Below are 24,778 nucleotides of genomic sequence, written 5' to 3' on the forward strand. Positions count from 1 at the left end.
TTCGGCAGCCACTGTGCGCGGTCCGCGCGACCACGGGCGCGGGGCGGCGGAACGCATGGAACGCATGAGTCGCCGGACTCGTTGTGAGTATCGGAGGGACCGATCCCGTATGGGAGGGCGATGTGGCATGTCCGTGCGGTCGTGAGGAGGATGCCATTGATGGCGGCATTCCGTGGTCCGAAGGTTCCGAAGGTGTGGTTGTGGCGGTGGCGGCGCAATCCGCTGAGGCGTCGCAGTGACGCCCTGGAGGCCTGGATCGTTCTCGTCGCCTGGGCGCTCACCGTGCTCGGTGGGGTGTTCACCGGTCTGCTGGCGACGCAGTCCGTGGAGGACGGCCTCGCCCGGCAGCGGGTCGAGTGGCACGCCGTCCTGGCGTTGCTCGACGCCGACGTGCCCAAGTCGACGGCGTCGGCGACCGGCGCCGACATGGTCTGGGCGAAGGTCCACTGGACCGCGGCGGACGGCTCGCCGCACGCGGGCCAGGCACGGGTGTCCGTCGGCAGCCCCGCGGGCACCCCGGTCACCGTGTGGACGGATCCGGACGGCCGGCTCGTCACCAAGCCCGCCACCCCGTCCCAGGCCCGGCTGCGCGCCTCGCTGGTGGGGGTCCTGGTGGGCGTGGGCGTCGCGGGTGTCCCCTTCGTGGGCGGGCGGCTCGTACGCGGGCGGATGGAGCGGCGGCGCATGACGCAGTGGGACGAGGAGTGGCAGCGGATAGGTCCCCTGTGGGGGCGGAAGACGGGCTGAGCGGGGGCCGGGGCTCTCTGCGGGTCGGCCCGCCCCGTCCGTGGCTCCAGCTTCGGCCGTCCCCTTTCGGTGGCTTCGGCCGTGCCTTTTCCACAGCTCTGGCCGCCGATCGTCGTCGATCACCGCTGGTCGTGGCTGGTCGCTGGCGGTCATGGTCGATCGTGGCTTCCCTCCGGCATCCACGCGGCCGTGAGCAGCGATGCCGTGGCGGCCGAGGCGTACGTGGCCGAGGCGAGCCACGCGCGGGCGTAGGCGTCCGGGTCGGCCGGGCGCAGACGGCCCAGCGCGTCGTGGCGGCGGTCCGCGGCGGCGTCCGTCAACGCCCGCGCGCACTCGGCCCCCGTGGCCAGGCCCACCGCACCCAGCCGGCGGGGGAGTCCGCCGTCAGCCCCGGCCGCGGTGACCGCGCGTCCTCCCGCGACCGCGCGGTCCACGGCGCGCCGCAGCAGATCGAGTTCCGTGGGAATCGCGGGAGCCGGGGCCGATGTCGGCGGTGTGACGGCTGTCGCGGTCGTGGGCAGGTGGGTGCGGTTGAGGCGGCGCAGGCCGAGGTCCGTACGGACCGTCTCGCCGTCCTCGCCCTGCCAGGCCGCGGCGAGAGCGAGGATGCCGCTCGGCCGGTCCGGCGCGAGCCGGGCGACGACGCGCAGACACAGCCCGTGGGCGTTCGCGAGAAGGCGGAGATTCTCGGCGTAGGCAAGTTCGGGGCGCTCGTCCGGCGCCAGGAGGCGGACGGTGGGACCGTCGTGCACCGCGAATCCTCCGCCCGTGATCGTCCCGGTGAGGAAGAGCAGGTCGCCACCTGCCGCCCGCTCTTCGACGGCTTCCGCCGACCACTTCAGCGCGGCCGCCACATGGTCGGCCGGAGCGCGCCGCCACAGGGCGTCGAGGGGCTCCTCGTGCCACCGCGCACCCGACGCCCGCACGGAACGGACCGTGCCGCCACCGCCGATCCGGCCGTCCGGCGAGACGGTCGGGTCGGTGAGGATCGCCCCTCCGTGATCGCCCAGTTCCCGCAGGGTGAGGGCACCGCCGCCGGGAACGGCGGAACCCGCGGCCTGCCGCACCCGGTCGGCGTCGCCCGGCGCCACGTCCGACAGCGAACGGAGCCGGCCGTCCTGCGCGAGGGCGTACGCGACCGCTCCCGCGTACCCCGAGGCGGTCACCACCGGCTCGGTGAACAGACCGTGCAACCGCAACGAACCGTTCGCCGCGTAACCGCGCCGTGCGGTGCCGATGAGCGCCGGGTCCGGCGCATGACTCAGCCCGCCTACGACACTCAGCAACTCCGCCAGCTCCGCCGCCAGCTCGGGCAGTCGGAACGCCGGATCGCCGGTGCCCGCCTCGATGAGGCGCCGTGCCACCCGGACGGCCGCGGCCGCGGCACGGTGGAGTCCGGCGACGCGCGCCGAGTGGGCGGCGTGGAGGAGCGAGGTGCGGTGCACGGCACCGGAACCGGTCACTCCCGCCGACAGCACGGCGGTCGCGGCGGATCGCAGGGCCCGCACCGCGCTGGACTGCGGGGGAGTGAGATGGAGGGCCCGAGCCCCGGCAGGGTCCGCGGTGGCCTCGGGGGTCACTTTCTCCACCCGGGTGAGGTCAGGGGCTGATGACTCCTCCGATGTCCCGACGCGGGCAGGGGCCTCGCCGCTCGACGGGGCGGTTGTCGTCTCCGGCCGCTCCGTCTCCTCCGCCAGCGGTGCCAGTGTCAGGACCGCCGCGCGATGCAGACACGCGGGCGCGAGCAGGCAGGAGCAGACGGCGTCCTCGGCGGCCGCCACGACTCCGGCCGTGGTGGTCAGCGTGACCGTCGTCGCATCGTCGACCCGTACCACGACCGTCGCGTCCGTACTGGTCACAGGCCAGTTCGCCGCCTTCGCGGCCGCCGCGTCGGCGCGTTTGCGCAGCCGGGTCGGGAGCAGCTCCAGCGCGGCGGCCGCCACCTCGGCGGTCACCGGGGGAAGTGTGGTCACCGGTGCGTACCTCCCATGCGTTCGCCCACCCAGCGGGCCAGTTCCAGTGGGCTGAGGGCCGCCACCGGCATGCCCGCGGCCACCAACTGCCCCGCCACGCCCGCCGAGTAGCGAGGCCGGCCCGCGTCGTCGAGCGAGGCGCACCCGAGGACGTGGCAGCCCGAGTCGACGAGCGCGCGTACCTCGGACAGCAGCGGGCCGACCGGACCTCCCTCCTCGAAGTCGCTGATGAGCACGACCAGGGTGCGGGACGGAACCGTCACCAGGGAGCGTGCGTGCCGCAGGCCCCGCGCGATGCTCGTCCCGCCGCCGACGCGCACTTCGAGGAGCAGCCCGAGGGGATCGTCCACCTGGTCGGTGAGGTCGAGCACCTCCGTGGAGAACGCCACGAAGTGGGTGCTGAGCGCCGGGACCCCGGCGACCACGGACGCGGTGAGCGCGGCCCAGATCGTCGACGCCTCCATGGATCCGGACACATCGACGACCAGCACGAGCCGCCAGTCCGCCGCCTTGCGGGCCCGGGTTCGGAACACCGGCCGCTCGGGCAGCACCGTCACCGCTCCCGTGTCCGGATCCCGGCGCGCCGTCGCGAGGTTCGTGCGCACCGTGCGGGCGAGGTCCAGCGGTCCGCCCGGTCTACGGGTGGGCCGCGGGTGGGCGAGACCGGCGAGCGCGGGCCGCAGTCTGTGGGCGAGCGCGTCGGTGAGCTCCTTGACCAGCCGGGCCACCAGCGGCCGGAGCCGCGCGAGGTGCTGCTCGGGCATACCGCCCGCGTACGAGAGCACCGTCCGCAACAGCTCGACCGAGGGACGGGCCGAGGCGGGGTCGAGCTCCTGCAGGGCGTCGACGCGTCCGGTGTCGGCGGCCGCGGCCAGCACCTCTTCGCGTACTCCGGGCCCGAACAGCGCCGCGAGTTCCTCGGACCAGCTCCGCACGTCCGGGAACGACGGCTCGCTCCCGCCGCCGGCACCGGCTTCCTCGGGCCCACCGGCCCCCTCGCCGCGTCCGCTCCCGTACAACTCGTCCAGTGCGCGGGCGATCCGTCCTGCCCGTCCCGTCAACTGCCGTGCCCTGCCCAACAGGAGGCGCCAGCGGTCACCGGGGCCGAGGCTGTCGGGCAGCGGGCTCCGCACCGAGGCAGGAGCAGGGGCAGGGGCAGGGGCTTGAGCCGGGGCCGGGGCCGGGGCCGGGGCCTGGATCTCAAGGGGTGCGGTGGCCGCCCCCGTGCCCCAACCCGCCGTCGCCAACGCCGCACGCCCGGCCAGGTCCGCCGCCGCCATCCGGGCCAGGAACCCGGGCTCCGCCACCGCCTCGGGCAACTCACCCACCGCGTACCCGGTGCGGTCCTCCACCGCGGCGAGCATCCGGGACCGGGCCGCGGGTGCCAGGGCGTCGAAGCCCGCGCGCAGTGCCGGCAGCCGGTCGAGGAAGGCCCGGTCGGTGAGGGACTCGACGCGCTCCAGCAGTGGGCCCAGGGCCTCGCCCGTCTCCAGCAGCGGACCGGCGGCGAGCAACGTGCCCCGCAGGAACGCGGCGAGGTCGGACCGGAGTTCGGGAGTCACCGCGCCGTCGACACGGGAGGCGAGCCGGGTACCGAACTCCGCCGCCTCCCGCAGCCCCAGCAGCACCCGCGCGGCTCCCGCGGCGCCCCGGATCAGCGGCGTACCGTCCTCGTCCAGGCGGGCAAGGGCGTCCGCGAGCCGCAGGCCACCGCCCGCGCCGTCCACCCGGGTGGCGAGGTCCACCAGGGCGCGGGCGTCACCGGTGTCGGTGGACCCGGCCAGGCCGTCGAGCGCGCGGACCCCCGCCGCGCCCAACTCCTCGTACGCCGCCTCGACCCGCTCCTTCTCCCACGGGGCGGGCAGACCCGGCAGATGCCCCGCGCCGATACGGCTCAACAGGTCGAGCCCGCCGAGGAGTTCGGGCAGGGTGCCGGACGCGGGCAGCAGTTCGGCGACTTCCGTGAGGCGTTCCGAGGCGAGTTCCGGAAGGGCGCAGCGGGCCGCGTCCTCAAGTCCCGTGAGCACCTGGGCCGCGGTCGGACCGCCCTCGCGCCGCTCAGCCGCCCGGCGCCGCGCCAGTACGCCGGTGGCCGCCTGCGCCAGGGTCACCCCGTGCAAGCCGGTGACATCCAGCATCGCCGCGGTCGACGGAGTCCAGGTCACCGTCCACCGCGTGGTGAGGGCGGCACTCTCGCCGGTCCCCGCGACGCCCGCCTCCTCGCCGTAGGGAATGCGGCAGACCGCCATCCTGCGCAGACAGATCTCGCGCCGCCGGTCCGGCTCGGACCGCAGCGCGTCGAGTCGCAGCTCACGGCGGGCGGGAGCGGCGGGGGACGGGAGGGAGAGGTCCGCGAGAAGGGTCTCGACCGCCGGGCCCAGCCCGGAGCGTGGCGTTCCGGGGGCCAGCCGTCCCTGCCGGTCGCCGACGAGCACCCGCTCCATGGCCGCGGCCACCACGCGCCCCCGTCCCAGCAGTTGTCCCTGCGTGAGCACTGTCTGCACCGCCTCGACCAACTCCCCGCGGCCCGCGGCAGGCAGTCCGCGCAGCGCCGCCAGATCCCGCGCGACCCGCACCACCTCCCGGGCGTCCGCGGGACCGCTGGGATGGCCCGCCGCGCGTACGGCGGCACAGATCCGTACGGCCGTCGCCGTCAGCAGCTCGTCCAGCCGCTCCGGCTCTCCGGCCGCCCGGAACACTCCCCGCTGCCACTCCGGATCACGGATTCCGGCCGGATACCCCGACCGCTCGTCGAGCAGCGGATAGGAGTAGGGCACGAGGGAGGTGACGACCGAGGCGCGATGTTCCTCGACGGCCCCGGAGGCCGCGACACCTGCCGCCACCGGAACGGACCCTTCGCTGCCGGACCGCGCCCGAACAGAGCCTTCGATGCCGGACCGCGCCCGAACGGAGCCCTCGGTGTCGGAGTCCGCCCGAACGGACCCCACGGTGTCGGAATCCGCCTGGATGGACCCCACCGTGCCGGACTCCGCCCCGGCGGACCCCGCCGCGCCGGACTCGACCCCCATCAGCGCGGGAGCGTGAAACGCCCCGACCACCACCGCCCTACGACACCCCACGTGCTCGGCCAGCCGACGCCGCATATGGGCCTCGCGTCGCAGGTCGTACGGGTCCACCGCGTCCTCCCCGGTGTCCGTCCGCAACGCCCAGCCGACGAGCAGCGCGGCTCGCCGCAACTCCTCCGCCGTGGCCCCCGGCGCCGCCGACTCCACCAGACGGGCCCACAGGTCGTCCTCCGCCCGGCCCCCGGCGCGCGCCCGCAGGGCGGCCACCAGCTGCCCGCGCCCGCCGTCCGCACGGCGCGCGGCCGGTTCCTCTCCCCTCTCGGCAGCCTCCTCCGACTGCCGGGCGGCCAGGGGAAGATCGAACGGTACGACCGGCACCCCCGCCTCCCTCGCCCACCGCATCGCCGCCAGCTCCGGGGAGAACTCGGCGAAGGGCAGGAAGACCACCCCGCCGTGCTCCCGGCTCCCGGCCAGTGCCACCGGCGGAACCGTCGCCGGATCCCCCAGATGCTCCAGCCACGGCGCGAACTCCTCCGGAAGCTCGATGAACAGCACGTCCGGCGCGGCCGCGGACAGCATGGCCGGTACGGCGGCCGCCAGCGCCGGCGAGTGATGCCGCACACCGATCAGAAACGGCTCACGGCACTCGGCCAGCGCCTCAAGAGCCACCCGCGGTGACCTTGCCGAGCCGTCCGTCGCCGCCTCCTCACACGAGGCCATCGCGCAGCTCCCACAACGTCCGCCACAGCGCGGCCCCCTGCTCCGCCCGCCGCCGCACCGGCCCGTCCCAGTAGCCCAACAGGCGTGCGTGATCGGCCGGGTCGTCCTTGCGCACGGTGCCGAGCAGATGCCCCGGCAGGGTCCGTACGACATCCCTGCCGTCCCCGAGATACGCGGCGCCCAGCCCCATCGACGTGGCGACCTGCACCGCCTCCGCCGTCGACATCACGGTGGTGGGCCGCTCGACCTCCCAGCCCTCCGCGCTGCGGCCCGAGCGCAGGTCCCGGAAGGCGGTGACCAGCGCCTCCAGCACCGCGTCGTCCACGGAGAAGCGCGCACCCGACCGGGCGAGCGCCGCCGTGGCCTGGCCGCGGACCAGCTCCGTCTCCGCGTCGAGGTCGTCGATCGGCCCGACCGTCTCGAAGTTGAAGCGGCGCTTGAGGGCGGCGGACATCTCGGAGACGCCGCGGTCGCGGAGGTTGGCCGTCGCGATCAGCGTGAACCCCGGTACGGCGTGCACCGTGCCGTCCCCGTCCGGTCCTCCCGCCAGCTCCGGCACGGCGATGCGCCGTTCGGACAACAGGGACACCAAGGCGTCCTGCACCTCGGGCAGGCAGCGGGTGACCTCCTCGATCCGGGCGACCGCTCCCCGGGTCATCGCCGTGAGCACGGGCGAGGGCACCATGGCCGCGCGACTCGGTCCCGTGGCGAGCAGCATCGCGTAGTTCCAGCCGTATCTGAGCTGGTCCTCCGTGGTGCCCGCGGTGCCCTGGACGGTGAGCGCGCTGGTGCCGCACACCGCGACGGCCAGCAGCTCGGAGAGCATCGACTTGGCGGTGCCGGGCTCGCCGACCAGCAGCAGCCCCCGCTCGCCCGCGAGAGTCACCACACACCGCTCGACGAGCCCCCGGTCGCCGACGAACTTCCGTGACACGACGAGCCGTTGCCCCTCCGCCCCGACCAGCGCCTCGCCGCCGGAACCGCACACGAACGTCACCACGGCGCGTGGTGTCATCCGCCAGCCGGGCGGTCGCGGCCCGTCGTCGTACGCCGCGAGGAACGCCAGCTCCTCGGCATGACGGTCCTCGGGCAGCTCGATCTGCCGCCCGCCCGCCGAGCCTGTCGAGCCCGCAGAGCTTGTCGAGCCCGCCCTGTCCGTCACGCCCTGTCCGCCGGTCATGCCCTGCCTCCACTCCGGCCGCCTCGGCCACTTCTGCCGCCCCGGCCACCTCGCCCGGCGAACTCCTCGAACCCTGGTGCGTCGCCCTCGACGACCCTCCGCCAGGCCCGCGCGAACAACTCCGGCACCGGGCAGTCCGGCACCACGAAGGTGTGCTCGGATCCTGGCAGCAGTGGAGCCTTCCAGCTCTCGACGGGCAGTCGCGGCGCCTTGCGGTCGAGCCAGCCGCCGGGCAGGAACTGCGTACGTCCGGCCCGCGCCCGCTTCGCCTCCACCACCAGCCCGGTGGCGGCCAGCTCGGCCCTGGCCTTCTTCAGCCGCGCGGGCTTCCATCCGGTCCAGGCCACCTGGTTGCGGTCCGTCGGGTCCGGAAGGGCGAGCAGCATCAGATAGAGCGCGGCCGCGTCCTCACCGAGCCCGAGCCGCTGCGCCGCCTCGGCCACCAGCTCGGGAACGCTGTGGGCCGGGTGCTGCGCGGCTCCGACCGGCCCGTCCGCCGTGACCAGCGCCGTGAACTCCTCGCTCACCACGGCCCGCAACGACCGCAGGTGCTCACTGGGCTGACTCAACGCCTCCAGCAGCTTCAGCGCCGGATGGTCGGGTCCGCCCTCCTGGCCCGCCTCCGGCAGTACGGCCGACGGCCGCAGCCACACCGTGTCCCACTCCGACCGGTGCCGCATCGGAGCCAGCACGATCGCCGGGCCCGCCGGCACCGTGCCCTCCGCGGCACCGCCCCCCTGGGCCGGCAGCCCGAAGGTCTCCCGGATCCGGCTCGACACCGTGTTGCCGTCGGGCCCCCATGTCACCTGGAGGTCGAGCAGCAGTCCGGGATCGGTGAGACGCTCGCGCACCGCGCGCAGGGTCCGGGGCAGTGCGGCGCGCAGCGGATCACCGTACGGCAGCCGATAGGAGAGCCGGCGCAGCATGTCGACGTACGCCGTGAGGTCGGAGCCGGTGAACAGGGCCCGCCTGTCCAGCGGTTCGAAGCCGTTGTCCGCCATCCGCTGCTCGGTGCGACCGGTCAGTTCCGGGCGCGCCTGCGGATTGAGGACGGCGTCGAGCATCCGGCCCGGACCGATCTCGCTCACCATCCGTGTGATCAGCTCGGGTGGCGCCGCCTGCCGCTGCCCGCGCCGCTCGATCCACAGCCGCACCACGGGCTCCAGGTCGAAACCGTCGCTCCACAGCCGTTCCACGTGTCCCGGATCCTCCGGGACCAGCGCGGCGGTGAACAACTGCCGTTCGGCCGCCGCCAGTTCACCGAGCACGCCCCGGGCGGCCTGCGCCTCCGCGCTCTTCGCGCCCAGCGGCTTGAGCTGCTCGGCGGGCAGGAGCCCCTCCCTGCCGTACGCGTTGACACCGGGCAGCCCCAGGAGCAGCAGCGCCCCGGCCACCGCGCTCACCCCGACCCGTGCCGCGAACTCCTGTGCCTGCTCCGGCCGGTAGGGGAGCGGACCCCTCGCCCGGACGAGCGCCACCAACCGCCGCACGGCGGGCGCCAGGGCGTGGTCCTCCGCCGTGCCGTGGACGGCGGAGTCGACGAGCGCGAAACCCTCCCAGGCACCGAACGCACGGGCCGGGTCGTACTCGACGGCGTTCCAGTACGCCTCGTCCCCGTCGACCCTCTGACAGGACAGGATCAGCAGCCGCCGGTCACCCGAGGACAGCACCTCGCCGACGCGATCCGGGCGTTGTGACCGGGCGGACTTGAGCTCCACGGTCCGCAGTCGACCGCGGGGATCGACGAGCACGGAGTCGCCGACGGACAGCACGACGTCGAGGAACTCCAGCAGTGCTGCGCGCTCCTCCTTCGATGTCGTCGGAGCCGTGGCGCGCAGGGCGACCGCCGTCATGCCGGGGCCGACCAGGGAGAGCCAGCCCACCCCGGTGCCGGCGAACCGGAACTTCGCGGGCGGAGTGCCCGGGGCCAGCAGGGTGCGCAGCGCGATGAGCTGGTCCATGGCGGTGGTGACATGCCGGTCCCTGCCGTAGTAGCCGTAGAAGTGCCCGGGAACGGTGAGCTCCCGCAGCGCCTCGCGCAGGATGTGGTCGTGCGCGTGCCGGACTTCGTCCTTCCGGTCCTGCGACCCGGGTACGGGCTGGTGGGCCCGCTCGGCGAGGGTGGCGATCAGCCGGGCGCAGCGGGCGGTCTCCTCGACCAGCCCGGCCACTCCGAGGGCGAGCCGCTCGTCGGTGACGGCGGGCAGCAGGCGGGCCACGGCTTCCCGCGGGCTCTCGCCGCCGCGGACGGCGGCCAGCAGGGCGGTGGCGTCCGCGTCGGTCACGGCGCGCAGCGCGGCGGAGCCCCGCTCGTCACGCGGTCGCAGCGCGTGCCAGTACCACATCGGCGGCACGAACCGGGTGCCCGCCGCGTGTACCCCGCCCCGGTCGCCCTGCTGGACACGGGCGACGACCACGCCGTCCGTGTCGTACAACTCGACGACGGTACGGTTCCAGCCCTGCTGCACCGGGTGCAGGGCGGCCCCGCCCGGCAGCCGCAGGGGAGGGGCCGGAACGCCCTCGGTGGTCGCGGGACTGCGCGTACCGTCGACCGAACAGGCGGTCCAGGACCGGGTGTTCGGGTCGTGTGTCACCCACCAGCCGAGCAGGCCGTTCTTGCTGCCGAACGGCGATCCCTCCAGGCCCGGCTGGACCGGCAGCAGCCGGCAGTCCGGCTGCGTCAGGGTGACGCCCGGGCGGGCGTCGGCGAGCGCCGAGTCGAAGAACGCCGGCACCGAGGCCCGGCCGCGCTTGGCCGAGGCGGGGTCGTACTCGTACCAGATGTTCTCGTGCAGCACCCAGTACGAGATGCCGTCCGAGGCGATCTCGCGGCGCTGCTCGGCGAACGTGGTGTCCCCGGCGTGCACGGGGCGCCCGCCGAAGCAGCGGCCGCCGTCGGGCAGCGCGAGCGACACCGGGTGGCCGCCGTACCAGCCGCCCGGCAGGCCCCTCGGCGCGAACACGTCGGCGGGGCGCCCGGACCAGACGGCCCGCTGGTCCTTCCCGTACCCGGACGCGATGAGCCACTGCCCGTCCACGAAGCGCACCGTCGGCTCGCCGTACTGCGGTCCCTGGGAGGGCAGGGTGAGCGTGCGTGCGTCGAGGAGGGCGTCGGGGCCGGCCAGCGCGACCTGTGTCTGGACGCGGACGATCAGTGCGGGCCAGGCGTCCGCGTGCTGATACCACCGGCCGCGCTGGTGCGGCCACTGGTACTGGGCGGCGTTCATCGGGGTGACGGTGCCGAGGGTGTCCAGGGCCTCTTCGAGGGCGGGCCAGCCCAGTTCGTCCAGGATGCCCGCGCGCAGGGTGCGGCCCAGGACCGGGGCGGGGTCGAAGGAGACGATCCGCCGGACGGCCTCCGGTGCCGTCGCCAGCACGGACGCCGCGGAGAACCGCGAGATCTTCGTCAGCAGCTGGTCCAGCCCCGGCAGGCCGACGGGCTCGGCCAGTTGGTCGGCCCGGTCCCGCAGCCAGCCCGCCAGCGCCGTGCGCAGCGCCGGATGGTCCGCGAGCCGCCGCAGACGGGCCGAGGGGCCGATCCCGGGGCCGTCGCCGAGGGAGAGTTCCTCCAGCGCCCTGCGCAGCAGGGGCACGAAGCGCGGGTCGGCGGCCACCGCGGCCAGATCCCGGCGTCCCGCGCGCTCGTCCTCCATCCAGTAGCGCAGCTCCAGGCCCTTGGTCTGCGGGGAGGGGTCGGCGACCGGCACGCCCGCCGCCAGGGAGGTGTCCAGCAGGTCGAGGTCCACAGAGGAGTTCCAGCCCTGTTCGCGCAGCAGCCGGACCGGCTGGCCGGCCGCGACGAGGCGGGGTGCCAGCCGCTCCACGAGGGCGAGTTCCTCGGCGAGCCGCTTGCGCTGCCGCCAGCCGCGCTGACGGTGCCGGTCCCAGGCGGTCAGCCAGTCGGCCGCGTCGGCCGTCCCGTCGAGCAGCAGATCGATCGCCCCGCAGGCGTCGAGCAGCGCGAGCCACGCCGCGTCGAACTCCTCGCGCTGGTCACCGCCCGTGGACGGCAGCAGCGTCAGCAGACGCTCCCGGACGGCCGGATCCTCGTGCGCCAGCTCGGCCAGGGCCGGCAGCGCGGACTTCCAGAAGGTCCCGGCCGCGCGGTTCATGGCCCCCGAAGGGAGGATCCCGGCAAGCAGCGCCCGCTCCTCGGCGCCCGGCTGGAGCCCCGCACCCTTCGCCAGCCGCCGCAGATCCTCCAGCATGCCCGCGTACGGAGCGATCCCGGCCGCGCAGCGCTGCAACGACAGCGTCCTGAACTGCTCGTACGCCGCGGCGCCCGACAGCCGCGCCGTCAGCCCCTTGGCGTGCTCGCGCAGCGCCTTCCCGCTCAGCGCGCCCGCCCCCGCGAACTCCAGGAACACCTCCCGCAGCCGGTCCTCGTCCACGGCGAGGGCATGCCGCTGCTCGGCGGCCCGCGCCTTGCCGAAGAAGGACGCGGCGTGCTGGCGCGACTCCGCGGCGAGGAACAGCCGGGCCACCTGCTCGTAGTACGTCGGCAGGAAGTGCGGCACCGAGCGGTCCAGCCGGGTGCCGATGTCGTCGAAGCCGTCCTTGGCATGCCCCGGCTTGCTCGACACCAGCCGGGTCAGCCGCTCCATCTCCTTGACCACGGCGAGTGCCTGATGGCCGTTGACCGGGTCGTTGACCAGCGCCCAGGCCGGGAAGCCCAGCGACTGCCGCTTCACCCGCCCCACCGGCGCCGAGGCCGCGCCGCCGAACCCCAGGTATTCCAGGGCGAGATCCTCGGCGGCCCCGATCGCCTCGGGCACCAGCCGCACCACCGTGCGCCCCTCCAGCACGGGATGCCCGTACGTCCGTGCCGTCAGCACATCGCCGGTGCCCTCGCCCAGCGGCAGCACCGCTCCCGCGTCCAGCAGCTGATCCCCGCTCACAGCTCCCCCTCCTCGTCCTCGCCGTCCACCACACGCCCCGCGTACACCAGAGCGGCCATCCGGACCCCCTCCGACCAGGCCACGGGTCCCACCTCCCGCAGCGTCAGACGGCGCCCGCCCGCGGCCCGCCATTCCAGCCCGCCGGTGTGGGCCTCGGCCTCCGGGTAGTCGGCGCCGAGCCAGTACGCCGCCTCCACCGCGGTCCCGTTCTCGATCAGTGGGCACACCGCGTACCCGCCGCGCACCCGGTAGCCGTGCGACCCCGCGCGCGCCGTCGCGTGCCGCAGCTCCACGAACTTCCCGCCCGCGTAGGCACCCCACTCGAACGCGGTGTCCGCCACCTCGTCCGGCCGCGGCCAGACCTCCCGGAACAGCTGCCCCGCGCCCTGCTCGACGCCGAGTTCCGCCGCGAACTCCCGGAGCTCCGCCAGGTCTTCGAGGAGCACCGGATGCGGGATCATCACCGTCTCCACGGCGAGCCGTACCGAATCGCCGTCCAGGTCGACCACGCCGAGACCACGCTCCGGAGCCGCGTCCCGCAGGAATCCGGCGCGCTCCAGATCGGCGGTGCCGTCCGGGCCCACCGGCGCCACCACCAGGTCCCGCAGTGCGCCCTGCCACGCGGCGTCGGGCCACACCTGGGCCAGCAGGTCCGTCGGCACGGGCAGGGAACGGACGATCCAGGTGTCCACCTGCGCCCGGCACTCCTGTTCGTGCCGCTCCAGCCACTCGGCCAACTGCCGCAGCCGGACGACCTCCACGTCGTCCCGCAGCTTCGCGGGCACCTGCTTCAGCGCGCGTCCCGCCGCGTTGCGGCACCGCACCTGGGTGCCGTCCAAGGTGACGGCGTACCCACCCGATGTCTCGATCCAACCCATGACAGGACCCCTCCCGAAAGCCACCTGTCGGCGATGGTGATCACAGTAGGGGAGGGGTCTGACAATGCCCCGACGGGTTGTGCGGAACCTGCCGTGACCTGCGGTTTCTATACGCCGTCCAGGGTGCCCAGGGCGTTGCGGCAGACGCGCAGCAGCCGCTCGTCGTCGACGATGTCATGGCTGCCGTGTCCGCCGGAACGCGCCCGGTGCCGCTGTGGCGTGGCGAGTTCCGTGCGGAGCAGATCGTGGGCGGGAGCGGCCGCCGGGCCCATCCGGACGAGACACGCGGCGAGTGTGCCGCGGGTATGAGCGTTCCGCTCCCAGGCGGAGCGGAGCGCGGGGAGCACCGGCTCCGGATCCCCGGCGACGTCCCACAGCGCGCACGCGGCGGTCGCGCGCTGCCACACGTCCTCGGAATCGGTCATCCGGCGCAGTGCGGGCAGCGCGGCGCCCGCCAAGGGCCCCAGGCGGCCCAGGGCTTCGGCAGCGGCCCGTGACTGGGCCCGTGACTGGGCCCGTGACTGGGCCCGTGACTGAGACTGGGACTGGGACCGGGCCCGCGACTGGGGGGATTGTTGTCCCTGCGCCAACTCTCGGAGCAGCACCGGCAGTACGGCGTCCGCGTCCCCCTCCACCGACCAGAGCGAGGACGCGGCCGCCACGGCGCACTCGCTGTCGAGCAGCTCGCGCAGCACCGGTATCGCCTCCCGCGCGGCCGGCCCGAACCGTCCGAGGGCCTGGGCGATCGCCTTCACGAGCCAGTCCCGGCCGCGCAGTCCGCCCGGCATGCCGTGCAGCAGCCGCAGTGTCTCCGGCAGCGCGGCGGCGTGCCGCAGCCGGCCGAGCGCGAAGAGCAGCGGTGCGGCGCGGTCGTGCATGTCGGGGGCGTCGAGGGGGACCTCGCCGAGCCGCTTGCGCAGCAGCGGGGCGAGCGGTGCCGCCGCCGGGCCCAGGTACTCGATCGCGTACCCGGCCTCGTGCGGCACGACCGGGCCGGCCAGTACCTCGGCGAGGGCGGGTACCGCGCGGGGGTCCCCGGCTCTGGCCAGCGCCTTGAGCGGACCGCCGAGTTCGGGCGCTCCCCGCTCCCACTGGCGTATCCAGTGCTCGGGCGCTGCCACCACCAAGGCGGCGAGGCGGTCGGCGGCGGGGCGGGCCAGGTCGAACAGATCGTCCAGAACGGAGATCGCGGCGTCGCGCAACCGCTGGTCCCGCGCGCCGAGTTGCTCGCCGATCAACGCGACGAGCTCCTCGTACGACCCACGCCATTCCCGGAAGAGCCCGGCGGACATCCACACGGCATTGCACCGGTCGGCCGGAGTGTCGCTGGTCAACTGCCCTTTGAGTAGGGCGATCCGGTCGGCCGTCCGGCCGCCCAGCGCGGTGTGCAGCGTCCGCAGGAGCTGGGAGCCCTCCTCGTCCGCGGGGCGCAGGCGCCGCAGATGACCGATGAGCGTGTCGGTGTCGGGCCGTTCGGCCTGCTCCGGCCCCCGGGGGTGCCATGATCTGGCACGGAGCAGCGCGACGACGACGGGTACGAAGTCGGCGGGCAGCCGGTCGGGTGCGCAGCCGGCGAGCTGGCCCAGCGCGGCGAGCCGCAGCCCGGGGTCGTGCGGTGCGTCGCACAGCTCCACCAGCCAGTCCACCGTCGGTGCGGCGGACCCCGGGTGCAGGCGGGCGAACAGCCCGAGGCTCTCGGCCAGGGCCAGCCGGACCCGCTCCTCCTCTTCCGCCTCCAGCCGTCCCCCCAACAGCCCCAGCACACGCTCCGGTTCGGCGAGGAACCGTGTCACCGCCGCCGGCGCCGCCCGGCGCACCTCCGGGTCCCGGTCCCCGAGCAGGCCCACGAAGACCGCGGCACCCTCCCGTATCGCGGTCCGGGCCATGGCGTAGTTGTCGTCGGCACGGTCTTCGTCCTCGGGGCGGTGGTCGTCGCGGGCGTCTCCTCCGCCGATGCTGACGAGCAGCTCCACGATGCCGCCCCGGTCGGAGAGTTCCGGGTGCGCGACGAGTTCGAACAGGAACGGGATGCACGCGAGCGTCGAGTCGTACACATCGCCCTGGTGGTGCACGGCCCCGTACATCCCGTCGAGTGCTTTCTCGCGCTCGGCCGGGCGTACGGACGCCAGCCCTCTCAGCAGCTCCGGTACCTTCTCGGCGCTTCCGTAGGCATGCTTCATGGAGGCCCAGCCGACCTCGTCGATCCGCGCGAACACGGCATCCTCCCCGGACGTACGACAACTGATGGCGAGTGTGCACCACAGCACTGACAGTTACGAGGACCGACCGAGGGCCTCGGCCTCCCTAGACTGGGGCGGTTCACACGGGACGGTCGGGGCCGGATGAGGGGGCGCACGGTGGCGACAGGCGTCGGCGGCTCGCAGGACCCCTCCGCCGAGGTGCTGGCGGAGGCGGCCGCGGCCTTCGGGCTGCTCGCTTCCTCGGCGCGGTTGCACATCGTGTGGGCGCTGGCGCAGGGCGAGAGCGATGTGACCGGACTCGCCGAACGGGTCGGCGGGGCGCTGCCCGCGGTGAGTCAGCACCTCACCAAGCTGAAGCTCGCCGGGCTCGTACGGTCCCGGCGCGAGGGACGGCGACAGGTCTACTTCGTCGACGATCCGGACGTGGTCGCCGTCGTACGGCTCATGGTCGGACAACTGACGGAACGCGCAACCGAGCGCGCCGGCCGGTCGGCGCAGGGGGCGGTGCGACGGCTCCGCGGCTTTGGCGCCTGAGGGAGTCGTGACCACCGGGGCCACCGGGGGTGACGGGCCTGCCAGGGCTACCGGGGCCACCAGGGGTACCGAGGCCGCAGGGCCCGCAGGGCATGAACAGGTCGGCGTGATCGGCGTGATCGGCGTGATCGGCGAGATCGGGGTGATCGGGGTGATCGGCGTGATCGCCGTAGAACCGCCGTGGTCGCGCGAGGGAGATCTCCCCCTCGGCGACGGATCCGCGGATCTCCTCGGGCCGACCTCCCCGCAGACGCTGCGGCAGGCGGCAGGCGGCAGGCGGCAGGCGGCAGGCGGCAGGCGGCCCGCGCGGGCTGACCGAGGCACAGGCTGCGGAGCGACTGGGCCGCTTCGGCGCGAACACGGACCCGACCTGGCGTACGGAGTCCCGGCCGCGCCTGTTCGTCCGCAGCCTGCGGGACCCCTTCACGGCGGTACTGCTGTCCCTCGGACTCGTCTCCGCCGCGGTGGCCGCCTACGGCACGGCCTGCGTCATCCTCTCCCTCGTCGTGGTCAGCTGTGTGCTGCGCTCGTCCGGTCAGTACCGGGCCGACCGTTCCATGGCCGGGCTGCGCGAACTGGTCGCCGACACCGTGACCGTGGTGCGACGGTCAGAGGAGGGCGGGCCGCCGCGGATCCGGCACATCCCGGTCGGCGAGTTGGTGCCCGGCGATGTGGTGCGGCTGGGACCGGGCGACCTCGTCCCGGCCGACGTACGGCTGCTGCGGGCGCGCGGGCTGAGTGTGCGTCAGGCCGCGCCGACGGGGGAGTCGGCGCCGGTCGCCAAGGGCGCGGTCGACGTGCCGGAACCGTCGTACGACGCGGACGAGGGGATCTTCACGCAGCGACACCTCTGCTTCCAGGGCAGCGGCGTGGCGACCGGCAGCGGGACGGCGGTGGTGCTGGCGGCGGGAGCGCGGACGAGGTTCGCGGCCACATACGGTGGAGTGTTTCGCGCTGGTTCGCCGCCCGGTGCCCGATTCCGCTGGAGGGCGCCCCGGCGTGACGCGACGCCGCGCCGTCCGGCGAGTGCCTTCGACCGCTCCGTGGCGGGCATCTCCTCGGCGCTCATCCGGTTCATGCTGATCACCCCGCCGCTGGTGCTGACGGCGAACGCGGCGCTGCGCGGGCGGGGCCCGGAAACCCTGCCGTTCGCCGTGGCGGTGGCGGTGGCGGTCGGACTGACGCCCGAGATGCCGCCGGTCATCGTCACCACGAGCCTCGCGCGGGGCGCGTCGCGACTCGCCTTCGCCCACGACCGCCCGCACCCCGCCGCCCTGCGCCGTCCCACGGTGCTGCGACCGCGTCGTCTCCTGCGCTTCATCACCGGCTTCGGTGTACTCAACGCCGTCGCCGATCTGGCCACCTTCGCGATCCTCGCGCTCGCGGAACTCCTCCTCCCGCTCTCCCCTCTCGGCCCTCTCCTGGGCATGGCGGCCCTGCCGCTCCTCTACTACGCCCTGCTCGCCACGGTCCTCCTGCTGTACGCGACCGCGCTCACGGCTGCCCGGAGGGCGCATGAACGACGGAGTTCGCGGTGACCAGGCCGGTCTCGTACGCGGTGACGACCGCCTGGACGCGGTCGCGCAGACCGAGTTTGGCGAGGATGCGGGCCACATGGGTCTTGACGGTCGCCTCGGCCAGGTGGAGGTGGGCGGCGAGTTCGGTGTTGCTCAGGCCCTGGGCGAGCAGACGCAGGACTTCGAGTTCGCGCGGTGTCAGGGGGGCCAGGTCGCGGTGGAGCGGGGCCGTCGCGGGGCGCCGGCGAGCGTGGCGTTCGACCAGGCGGCGGGTGATCGTCGGGGCCAGGAGCGCGTCCCCGGAGCGGACCAGGCGGACGGCGGAGACCAGGTGTTCGGGCGTGACGTCCTTGAGGAGGAAGCCACTGGCCCCGGCGGACAGCGCCGCGTAGACCAGGTCGTCGAGGTCGAAGGTGGTCAGGATGATCACCCGGGGTGTGTCCGAGCTGTCCGCGAGGATACGGCGGGTCGCCTCCAGACCGTCCAGTTCCGGCATGCGGATGTCCATCAGGACCACGTCGGGGCGGGTGCGGCGGACCTCCCGTACGGCCTCGGCGCCGTTGGACGCCTCGGCGACGACATCGATGCCGTCGGCCATGAGGATCATCCGGAAGCCCGTACGGGCGAGGGTCTGGTCGTCGGCGACCACCACGCGCAGCGGCGCCGTCATATCGCCTCCAGGGGGATGTGCGCGGTGACGCGGTAGCCGCCGGTAGGACGTCGGCCGGTGTCCAAGGTGCCTCCGTACACGGCCAGTCGCTCGCGCAGACCGAGCAGACCGCGGCCGTTCCCGGTGGTCGCCGCGGACGCGTCCGGTGTGCCTCCGCTGTCCTTGACGGCGACGCGGAGATGGCCGGTGCCGTACTCGACGGTCACGGTCGCCTTGGCGCCGACCGCGTGCTTCACCGTGTTCGTCAAGGCCTCCTGCACCACCCGGTACGCGGTCAGGTCGACCCCCGACGGCAACGCGGAGGGCGGTCCCACGATCGTCAGTTCCACGGGAACCCCGGCGTCCCGTACCCGTCCGACCAGGCCCTCCAACTGGTCCAGGCCCGGCTGCGGCGCGAGATCCGCCGTGGCGGCCGGGGCCGGTCCCTCGGCCTCCATCGTCAACAGGCCCATCGCGTGCCGCAGTTCCGCCATGGCCGCCCGCCCTCCCGCCTCGACCGCGAGCAGGGCCTCCCGGGCCTGGTCGGGCGAGAGGTCCATCACCTTGCGGGCGGCGCCCGCCTGGATCACCATCACGCTGACATTGTGGGTGACGACATCGTGCAACTCGCGGGCGATACGGGCCCGTTCGCGCTCGGCGGCGCGACGCAACTCCTCCGCCCGTTCACGCTCCAGCGCGGACATCCGCGCCCGGCTCTCGTCGGCGCGCAGTTTCCACATCCGCAGCCCGCCGGCCGCCACCACGAGCGGCACGAGGATCAGCAGCGTGACGTACTGGGTGGGGACCGTGGGCGGCACGTACTGGCCGGGCACCCGGGACGACACCGATTCCCCGACCGTGGCGACCGTGACCGCCGTCACCGGCAGGCTCGCCAACGTGACCACGCGATAGGGGCCGTACGCCGCCGCGCTGTACGCGGCGACGACGCAGGAGTAGAAGACGAGCCGCTGCGCCTCGTGCGGGGTCAGCGCCGCCGCACCCGTCACGATCCACAGCACCGCGAGCGGATACCGGCGGCGCAGCACCAAGGGGAGTGCGGCGGCGGCCGCCAGCGCCAGCGCGGCGATCAGACTGCCAGTCTGCGTCGAGCCGACGAACGGGGCGATGCCGTCGTGGGCATCGCGCACATGGTCGGCACCGGACTCCGCGGCCCACAGGAGCGTAGAGGCGCCGAGGACGAGGGCCAGCGTGACGTCGAAGGCCAGGTTCTGCCGGGTCGGGCGCGGGAGCGGACCGGTCCGAAGCCACAGGTGTGCGAATGCCGTGCGGAGAGAGCGAGGCCGGAGGGCGGGCCGCCCGGGCCGCCCGGGCCGACCGAGTGCCCACCTGCGAAGGACCTTCGGGTACTTCGGGTGCTTGGAGCGCTTCGGGTGCGGCGGATACGGCGGGTGCTGCGGCGGCTCGGCCGCGTCCGACCGCGCGTGGTCCAGGAGCCCTGCCGGGCCGGGAGAAGTGCGACCGGTCGACGCGTTCATCACCGGACCATTCTCGCCGGGCACCGCCCACCCCGGCATCCTCCTTGCCGACCCCTCCGGCGACCGCCGCCTACATCCCCCGCCTACATCGCAGGGATGACGCGGGGCGGTCTCATCCGGACGCGGTAGCGGAAGTGCCTCGGCCGACCGACGCGCCCGGACCGGCGGCGCACTAGCGTCCGAACGGTCCGGCCGAGCGGCTGGACGGAACGAGGGAGACACCATGACCACACCGCTGATCGAGCTGTGCGAGGTGAGCCGGAGGTACGACGACGGACCGCCCGCTCTGCACGACACGTCGCTGACCGTCCGGGCCGGTGAGGCCGTCGCGATCCTCGGACCGTCCGGCAGCGGCAAGTCCACGCTGCTCAACCTGATCGCCGGACTGGACCGGCCGGACACCGGAACGGTCACCGTGGACGGCGTACGGGTCGACGGACTCGGCGAGGCCGCTTCGGCGCGCTACCGGCGGGCCAGGATCGGGATGGTCTTCCAGTTCTTCAACCTGCTCGACGACCTGACCGTCACCGACAACGTCGTCCTGCCGGCCCAACTGGCCGGCCTGCCCCGCGGCGAGGCGCACCGGCGCGCGGCGGAACTGCTCGAAACGCTCGGTGTCGACCGGCAGGCCCGCGCCTACCCGGGCCGGCTGTCCGGCGGCGAACGCCAGCGTGTCGCCGTGGCCAGGGCGTTGATGAACCGTCCGCCGCTGCTGCTGGCCGACGAACCCACCGGCGCCCTGGACACGGCCTCCGGTGAGGAGGTCAGCGCGCTGCTCACCGATCTCCACGCCGACGGTCAGACCATCGTCGTGGTCACCCACGACCTCGCGCTGGCCCGGGCCTGCACCACCCGCACGGTCCGGCTCGTCGACGGCCGGGTCACCGAGGACGTCACGCCGGAGGCGGTCCGATGAGCGGGCTGGGCCGTGTCGTGCGCTCGGGCGTCGGGCGCCGCCGGGTGCAGACCTTCGTGATCGGGCTGACCATGATGATGGCCGTGACCGCGGCCGTCCTCGGAGGGTCGCTCCTGGTGGCCTCCAGCGCACCCTTCGACCATGCCTTCGCCCGGGAGCACGGCGCGCATCTGTCCGTGCAGTTCGACGCGGGCCGGGCCACACCGGCGCAGTTGTCCGCCGCGGCGGACGCCGCGGGCGTGGCCGAGGCGTCCGGCCCGTTCCGGACGGCGACGGTCACCCCGCACAGCGACGAAGGCATCGACGGGGTGCCGATGACGGTCGTGGGCCGTGCCGCGCCGCACACCGGGGTCGACCGGGTCGCGCTGACCGAGGGCCGGTGGGCCGACGGCCCCGGCGAGATCGTGATCTCCGACGGATCCCAGCCCTTCCCGAGCCTGGGGCGGCAGTTCACCTTCCCCGAACTGGCCGGGGGACCGACGCTGAAGGTGGTCGGTCTGGCCCGGTCGGCGAGCCGCACCGGCGACGCCTGGGTCGTCCCCGCCCAGATCGCCGCCCTGACGCCGAAGGGCCGTACCGGCGGCTACGAGATGCTCTTCCGCCTGACCACGGCGGACACCGCGGACCAGGTCGCCGCGGGCCGGCGCGCGGTCACGGCGGCCGTTCCGGCGGGGGCGGTGAGCGGCGCGCAGTCCTGGCTGGCCGTCAAGAAGGTCGCGGACCGTGAGACCGCGCTGTTCGTCCCCTTCCTCGTCGCGTTCGGTGTGCTGGGCCTGGCCATGTCGGTCCTGATCGTCGGCAACGTGGTCGCGGGGTCGGTCGGTGCGGGACTGCGGCGCATCGGCATCCTCAAGGCGGTCGGCTTCACCCCGCACCAGGTCGTCCGGGCATACATCGGCCAAGCCCTGCTCCCGGCCGCGATCGGTACCGCGCTCGGGGTCGTCGCGGGCAACCTCGCCGCCGTTCCGGTGCTGTCCGAGACCGCGAACGCCTACGGCACGGGAGGCCTGGCGGTCGCCCCGTGGATCGACGTCGTGGTGAGCGCCGGGGCGCTGGGCCTGGTCACGGTCACCGCCTGGGCCGCCGGGTGGCGGGCCGGCCGGCTGCGCACCGTGGACGCGCTCGCCATCGGCCGTACGCCGCATCCCGGGCGGGGGAGACTCGCGGCCCGGGTCGGCGTCCGGCTGCCGCTGCCCAGGCCGGTCGGCCTCGGGCTGGCCCGCCCCTTCGCCCGGCCCGCCCGCTCGGCCGCGATGGGCGCGGCCGTCGTGTTCGGCGCCGTGGCGGTCACCTTCGCGGTCGGCCTCTCCTCGTCGCTCGCCGAGGTGATGACCGCACAGGCGCACGACGCCGCCGATGTCACCGTCGGAGACCTGGAGCCGCAGGCACCCCTGCCGAGGGGTGCCCGGCCGGGCACGACGAAGACGGCCGGTGAGAAGCCGGGCGCCACCGCGGACTCCGCCGCCATCGCCGCGGACTCCGCCGCCATCGCCGCGGACCCTGCCGCGATCGCCGCGGCGATCAACTCCCAGCCGGGCACCGGGAAGTACTACGGCATCGCCACGACACAGGCCACCGTCTCCGGGACGGCCGGGACCATCAGTGTGTTCGCGTTCACCGGCGACGCCTCCTGGGGCGGCTACGAAATGGTGTCGGGGCGGTGGATCGAGGGACCCGGCGAAGCCGTCGTGCCGACCCCCTTCCTCACCGCCACCGACACCCGGGTCGGCGACACTGTCACCGTGAACGACCACGGCACGGCGGTCGCCGTCCGGATCGTCGGCGAGGTCCTCGACACCCACCACGGCGGCATGGAGGTCTTCACCGACCGGGCGACCCTCAGCGCCGCGGAACCGGACCTCCAGGTCGGCAGCCACCACATCGCGGTGAAGGCCGGGACGGACGTGGCGACCTACACCGACCGGCTGAACGCCGCACTGCGGCCGCTCGGGGTCACCGCCGAGACGGGTCGGGCGGCCAACCGCAGCGACATGGTCACCGTCCTGAACTCGCTGACCGCGGTCCTCACGCTGATGCTCGTCGCGGTCGCCGGTCTGGGCGTGCTCAACGGAGTCGTACTCGACACCCGCGAACGGGTGCACGACCTCGGCATCCACAAGGCACTGGGCATGACCCCGCGGCAGACCGTCGTCATGGTCGTCACCTCGGTCCTCGTGACCGGACTCGTCGGCGGTGCCCTCGGCGTACCGCTCGGCGTCGCCCTGCACGGCTGGATCATGCCGGCCATGGGACAGAGCGCCGGGCTCAACCTGCCCGACTCCGTCATCTCGGTCTACCGCACGCCCGAACTGATCCTGCTCGCGCTCGGCGGCCTGCTCATCGCCGTCCTCGGCGCGCTGCTGCCCGCGGGCTGGGCCGCCCGGACCCGTACCGCGACCGCCCTGCGCACGGAATAGCGGGCCGTCCGGCCCGAAGCCACGGTTGTGCAGTTGCGCAAAGCAGCAATCTTCAAGCGGGTGGCGGCCTGGGGGGCGCGCCCTCGACCGAGGCGAAGACCGAGGCGAAGACCGAGGCGAAGACCGAGGCGAAGACCGAGGCGAAGACCGAGGCGAAGAAAGGCGGGCACGCGATGCTCCGCAACGGACTGGAACCCTGGCACCGGCTGATCGTGGCGATCGTGCTCATCGTGTTGTTCGGCTCCAAGAAGCTGCCGGACACCGCCCGCGCGCTGGGCAAGTCGATGCGCATCCTCAAGAGCGAGGCCAAGGCGATGAAGAGCGAGAACCCCGCGTCCGCCGCCGCCGAACCGGGCACGTCCCCGGTGACCGCCGCGGCGGTCGTCCAGAACTCCGCCGAGCAGACCGCCCCGCGTGCGACGACGGAGGCCCCGGGCGCCGCGCACTGAGCCCACGGCGTCCGTGTCCGGGGGCGGCGCACACCGCCCCCGGACACGGACCTTCCTGAGGGCTCAGTCCTCTTCGCCGCCCCCGTCGTCCGCGCTGTCCTCGTCGCCCTCGAAGAAGTCGCCCACCTCGTCGACGACTTCGGCCGCGACCATGCCGCCCACCACACCCACCGCGAGCCCCGCCGCGCCGACCGCGACCGCCGTGCCCACACCCGGCCCGGAACGGTGGCCCTCATGGCCCGGTTCATGGCCCGACCCATGCCCGTACCCGCTCCCGGCGGCATACGGATCGTCATGGCCGTACGAGGCGTGGGAGCCGTACGACGCCCGGTGCTCGACCAACTGCCGCATCCAGCCGTCGACTTCGCCGTTCCAGTCGCGGACCCCGACGTCGTGATGGCTCACCGTGAAGCGGGTGAGGGCGTCGTGTCCCGACCCGAAGAGCCCGCCGCGCTTGTCCGCCTCCAGGACGACCTCCATGCCGGCCGGGGTGGCGAGGAAGGTCAGCTCGATCTCGTTCACCGCGTGCGCGTACCGCGGGGCCGGGGTCAGCTCGATCTCCTGGTAGAAGGGCAACTGCTGCCCCGTACCCCCGATGTGGCCGCGTTCGAGGTCGGCGGAGCGGAAGCCGAAGCCCAGCTGTCCCAGTGCTTCGAGGACCGCCTCCTGGACGGGCAGCGGACGCACCGTGAGCGGATCCAGGTCGCCCTTGTCCTTCGCTCCGGCCACCGCGATCTCGGTGCGCACGCCGAGCACGATGCCCAGCGGCTGACCGTACAGCTCACTGACGGGCGTCTCCCAGGGCAGCGGCACGCTGAACGGAACGCTGTAGCGCCCCTCCTCGGCGAGGCGGAAGCCGCCGCCGAGCGTGAACCGTTCGAAGACGACGGCGCCCTCGCTCTCCCCGTCCTCGTGCTCGGTCTCGACCCGGGCGATCAGTTCGAGTCCGATGTGCTCGATCTCCACCTCCGCGCCGCCGCCCTGGAGATGAACCTGCCCGGACAGGATCCCGCCGGGCGCCACCGCGCCGCCGTCGAGAACCGTGTCCACCGAGGGGCCGCCTGCACCCATCGCCCCGAGCAGCCGTTTGAACACCATGCCGGTGTGGCTCCTTCACTGATCGCACTCGTTGTTCCTGACCGGTCGACGCGCACGCCGACCGGTGTCATCAGAACCA

At 74.1% G+C, this 24,778-nt stretch carries 14 protein-coding genes and 1 pseudogene; 6 read left to right on the forward strand and 9 right to left on the reverse strand.

Going from position 1 to position 24,778, the window contains the following annotated elements:
* The first annotated feature begins 159 nt into the window (after positions 1-159).
* On the forward strand, positions 160-747 hold the full coding sequence (locus RV986_RS46060) for an Rv1733c family protein (protein ID WP_475923049.1): 588 nt from the start codon (positions 160-162) through the stop codon (positions 745-747).
* Positions 748-896: 149 nt separating this feature from the next.
* On the opposite strand, the gene RV986_RS46065 is transcribed toward RV986_RS46060, so the two are convergent.
* The 6 genes from RV986_RS46065 to RV986_RS46090 form a co-directional block, all read right to left on the reverse strand.
* Positions 897-2,720, reverse strand: coding sequence for a hypothetical protein (locus RV986_RS46065; RefSeq protein ID WP_475923050.1), 1,824 nt, complete (start codon positions 2,718-2,720; stop codon positions 897-899).
* Positions 2,717-6,466, reverse strand: coding sequence for a DUF5682 family protein (locus RV986_RS46070; RefSeq protein WP_475923051.1), 3,750 nt, complete (start codon positions 6,464-6,466; stop codon positions 2,717-2,719). The genes RV986_RS46065 and RV986_RS46070 overlap by 4 nt, the downstream gene beginning before the upstream one ends.
* Complete coding sequence (locus tag RV986_RS46075) at positions 6,453-7,646, reverse strand: ATP-binding protein (protein WP_475923052.1); 1,194 nt, start codon at positions 7,644-7,646, stop codon at positions 6,453-6,455. Before RV986_RS46075 ends, RV986_RS46070 begins: the two co-directional genes overlap by 14 nt.
* A complete protein-coding gene (locus RV986_RS46080; protein WP_475923053.1) occupies positions 7,643-12,544 on the reverse strand; it encodes a hypothetical protein in 4,902 nt (1,633 codons plus the stop codon). Before RV986_RS46080 ends, RV986_RS46075 begins: the two co-directional genes overlap by 4 nt.
* The gene (locus RV986_RS46085) at positions 12,541-13,422 is read right to left on the reverse strand and encodes a DUF4132 domain-containing protein (RefSeq protein ID WP_475923054.1); all 882 of its coding nucleotides are present in this window, start codon (positions 13,420-13,422) and stop codon (positions 12,541-12,543) included. Before RV986_RS46085 ends, RV986_RS46080 begins: the two co-directional genes overlap by 4 nt.
* A 107-nt stretch (positions 13,423-13,529) precedes the next feature.
* Positions 13,530-15,638 (reverse strand): HEAT repeat domain-containing protein, encoded by a 2,109-nt coding sequence (locus RV986_RS46090; RefSeq protein ID WP_475923055.1) that lies wholly within the window; start codon positions 15,636-15,638, stop codon positions 13,530-13,532.
* Positions 15,639-15,779: 141 nt separating this feature from the next.
* On the opposite strand from RV986_RS46090, the gene RV986_RS46095 reads away from it, so the two are divergent.
* Complete coding sequence (locus tag RV986_RS46095) at positions 15,780-16,157, forward strand: ArsR/SmtB family transcription factor (RefSeq protein WP_475923056.1); 378 nt, start codon at positions 15,780-15,782, stop codon at positions 16,155-16,157.
* A gap of 224 nt (positions 16,158-16,381) precedes the next feature.
* Positions 16,382-17,410, forward strand: a pseudogene (locus RV986_RS46100) (P-type ATPase actuator domain-containing protein); the annotation flags it as partial.
* Between the two features lie 241 nt (positions 17,411-17,651).
* Here the strand turns inward: RV986_RS46100 and RV986_RS46105 are convergent.
* Positions 17,652-18,344, reverse strand: coding sequence for a response regulator (locus RV986_RS46105; RefSeq protein ID WP_475923057.1), 693 nt, complete (start codon positions 18,342-18,344; stop codon positions 17,652-17,654).
* Positions 18,341-19,819, reverse strand: a complete 1,479-nt coding sequence (locus tag RV986_RS46110; RefSeq protein WP_475923058.1) for a sensor histidine kinase — start codon at positions 19,817-19,819, stop codon at positions 18,341-18,343. The genes RV986_RS46105 and RV986_RS46110 overlap by 4 nt, the downstream gene beginning before the upstream one ends.
* Before the next feature lie 223 nt (positions 19,820-20,042).
* On the opposite strand from RV986_RS46110, the gene RV986_RS46115 reads away from it, so the two are divergent.
* The 3 genes from RV986_RS46115 to tatA all read left to right on the forward strand — a co-directional run bounded on the left by RV986_RS46115 (position 20,043) and on the right by tatA (position 23,601).
* Positions 20,043-20,735, forward strand: a complete 693-nt coding sequence (locus RV986_RS46115; protein ID WP_475923059.1) for an ABC transporter ATP-binding protein — start codon at positions 20,043-20,045, stop codon at positions 20,733-20,735.
* Positions 20,732-23,152, forward strand: coding sequence for an ABC transporter permease (locus RV986_RS46120; RefSeq protein ID WP_475923060.1), 2,421 nt, complete (start codon positions 20,732-20,734; stop codon positions 23,150-23,152). Before RV986_RS46115 ends, RV986_RS46120 begins: the two co-directional genes overlap by 4 nt.
* 173 nt (positions 23,153-23,325) lie before the next feature.
* On the forward strand, positions 23,326-23,601 hold the full coding sequence (gene tatA, locus RV986_RS46125; protein WP_475923061.1) for a Sec-independent protein translocase subunit TatA: 276 nt from the start codon (positions 23,326-23,328) through the stop codon (positions 23,599-23,601).
* Between the two features lie 63 nt (positions 23,602-23,664).
* On the opposite strand, the gene RV986_RS46130 is transcribed toward tatA, so the two are convergent.
* Positions 23,665-24,699, reverse strand: coding sequence for a sporulation protein (locus RV986_RS46130; protein ID WP_475923062.1), 1,035 nt, complete (start codon positions 24,697-24,699; stop codon positions 23,665-23,667).
* Positions 24,700-24,778 lie beyond the last annotated feature (79 nt).

The organism is Streptomyces sp. RLA012 (assembly GCF_056270325.1).

Excerpts from the sequence above, each read along its gene's own strand:
- RV986_RS46060 (WP_475923049.1), top strand. The coding sequence starts at position 160 with ATGGCGGCATTCCGTGGTCCGAAGGTTCCGAAGGTGTGGTTGTGGCGG.
- RV986_RS46070 (WP_475923051.1), bottom strand. The coding sequence starts at position 6,466 with ATGGCCTCGTGTGAGGAGGCGGCGACGGACGGCTCGGCAAGGTCACCG.
- RV986_RS46075 (WP_475923052.1), bottom strand. The coding sequence starts at position 7,646 with ATGACCGGCGGACAGGGCGTGACGGACAGGGCGGGCTCGACAAGCTCT.
- RV986_RS46085 (WP_475923054.1), bottom strand. The coding sequence starts at position 13,422 with ATGGGTTGGATCGAGACATCGGGTGGGTACGCCGTCACCTTGGACGGC.
- RV986_RS46105 (WP_475923057.1), bottom strand. The coding sequence starts at position 18,344 with ATGACGGCGCCGCTGCGCGTGGTGGTCGCCGACGACCAGACCCTCGCC.
- RV986_RS46110 (WP_475923058.1), bottom strand. The coding sequence starts at position 19,819 with ATGAACGCGTCGACCGGTCGCACTTCTCCCGGCCCGGCAGGGCTCCTG.
- RV986_RS46115 (WP_475923059.1), top strand. The coding sequence starts at position 20,043 with ATGACCACACCGCTGATCGAGCTGTGCGAGGTGAGCCGGAGGTACGAC.
- RV986_RS46120 (WP_475923060.1), top strand. The coding sequence starts at position 20,732 with ATGAGCGGGCTGGGCCGTGTCGTGCGCTCGGGCGTCGGGCGCCGCCGG.
- tatA (WP_475923061.1), top strand. The coding sequence starts at position 23,326 with ATGCTCCGCAACGGACTGGAACCCTGGCACCGGCTGATCGTGGCGATC.
- RV986_RS46130 (WP_475923062.1), bottom strand. The coding sequence starts at position 24,699 with ATGGTGTTCAAACGGCTGCTCGGGGCGATGGGTGCAGGCGGCCCCTCG.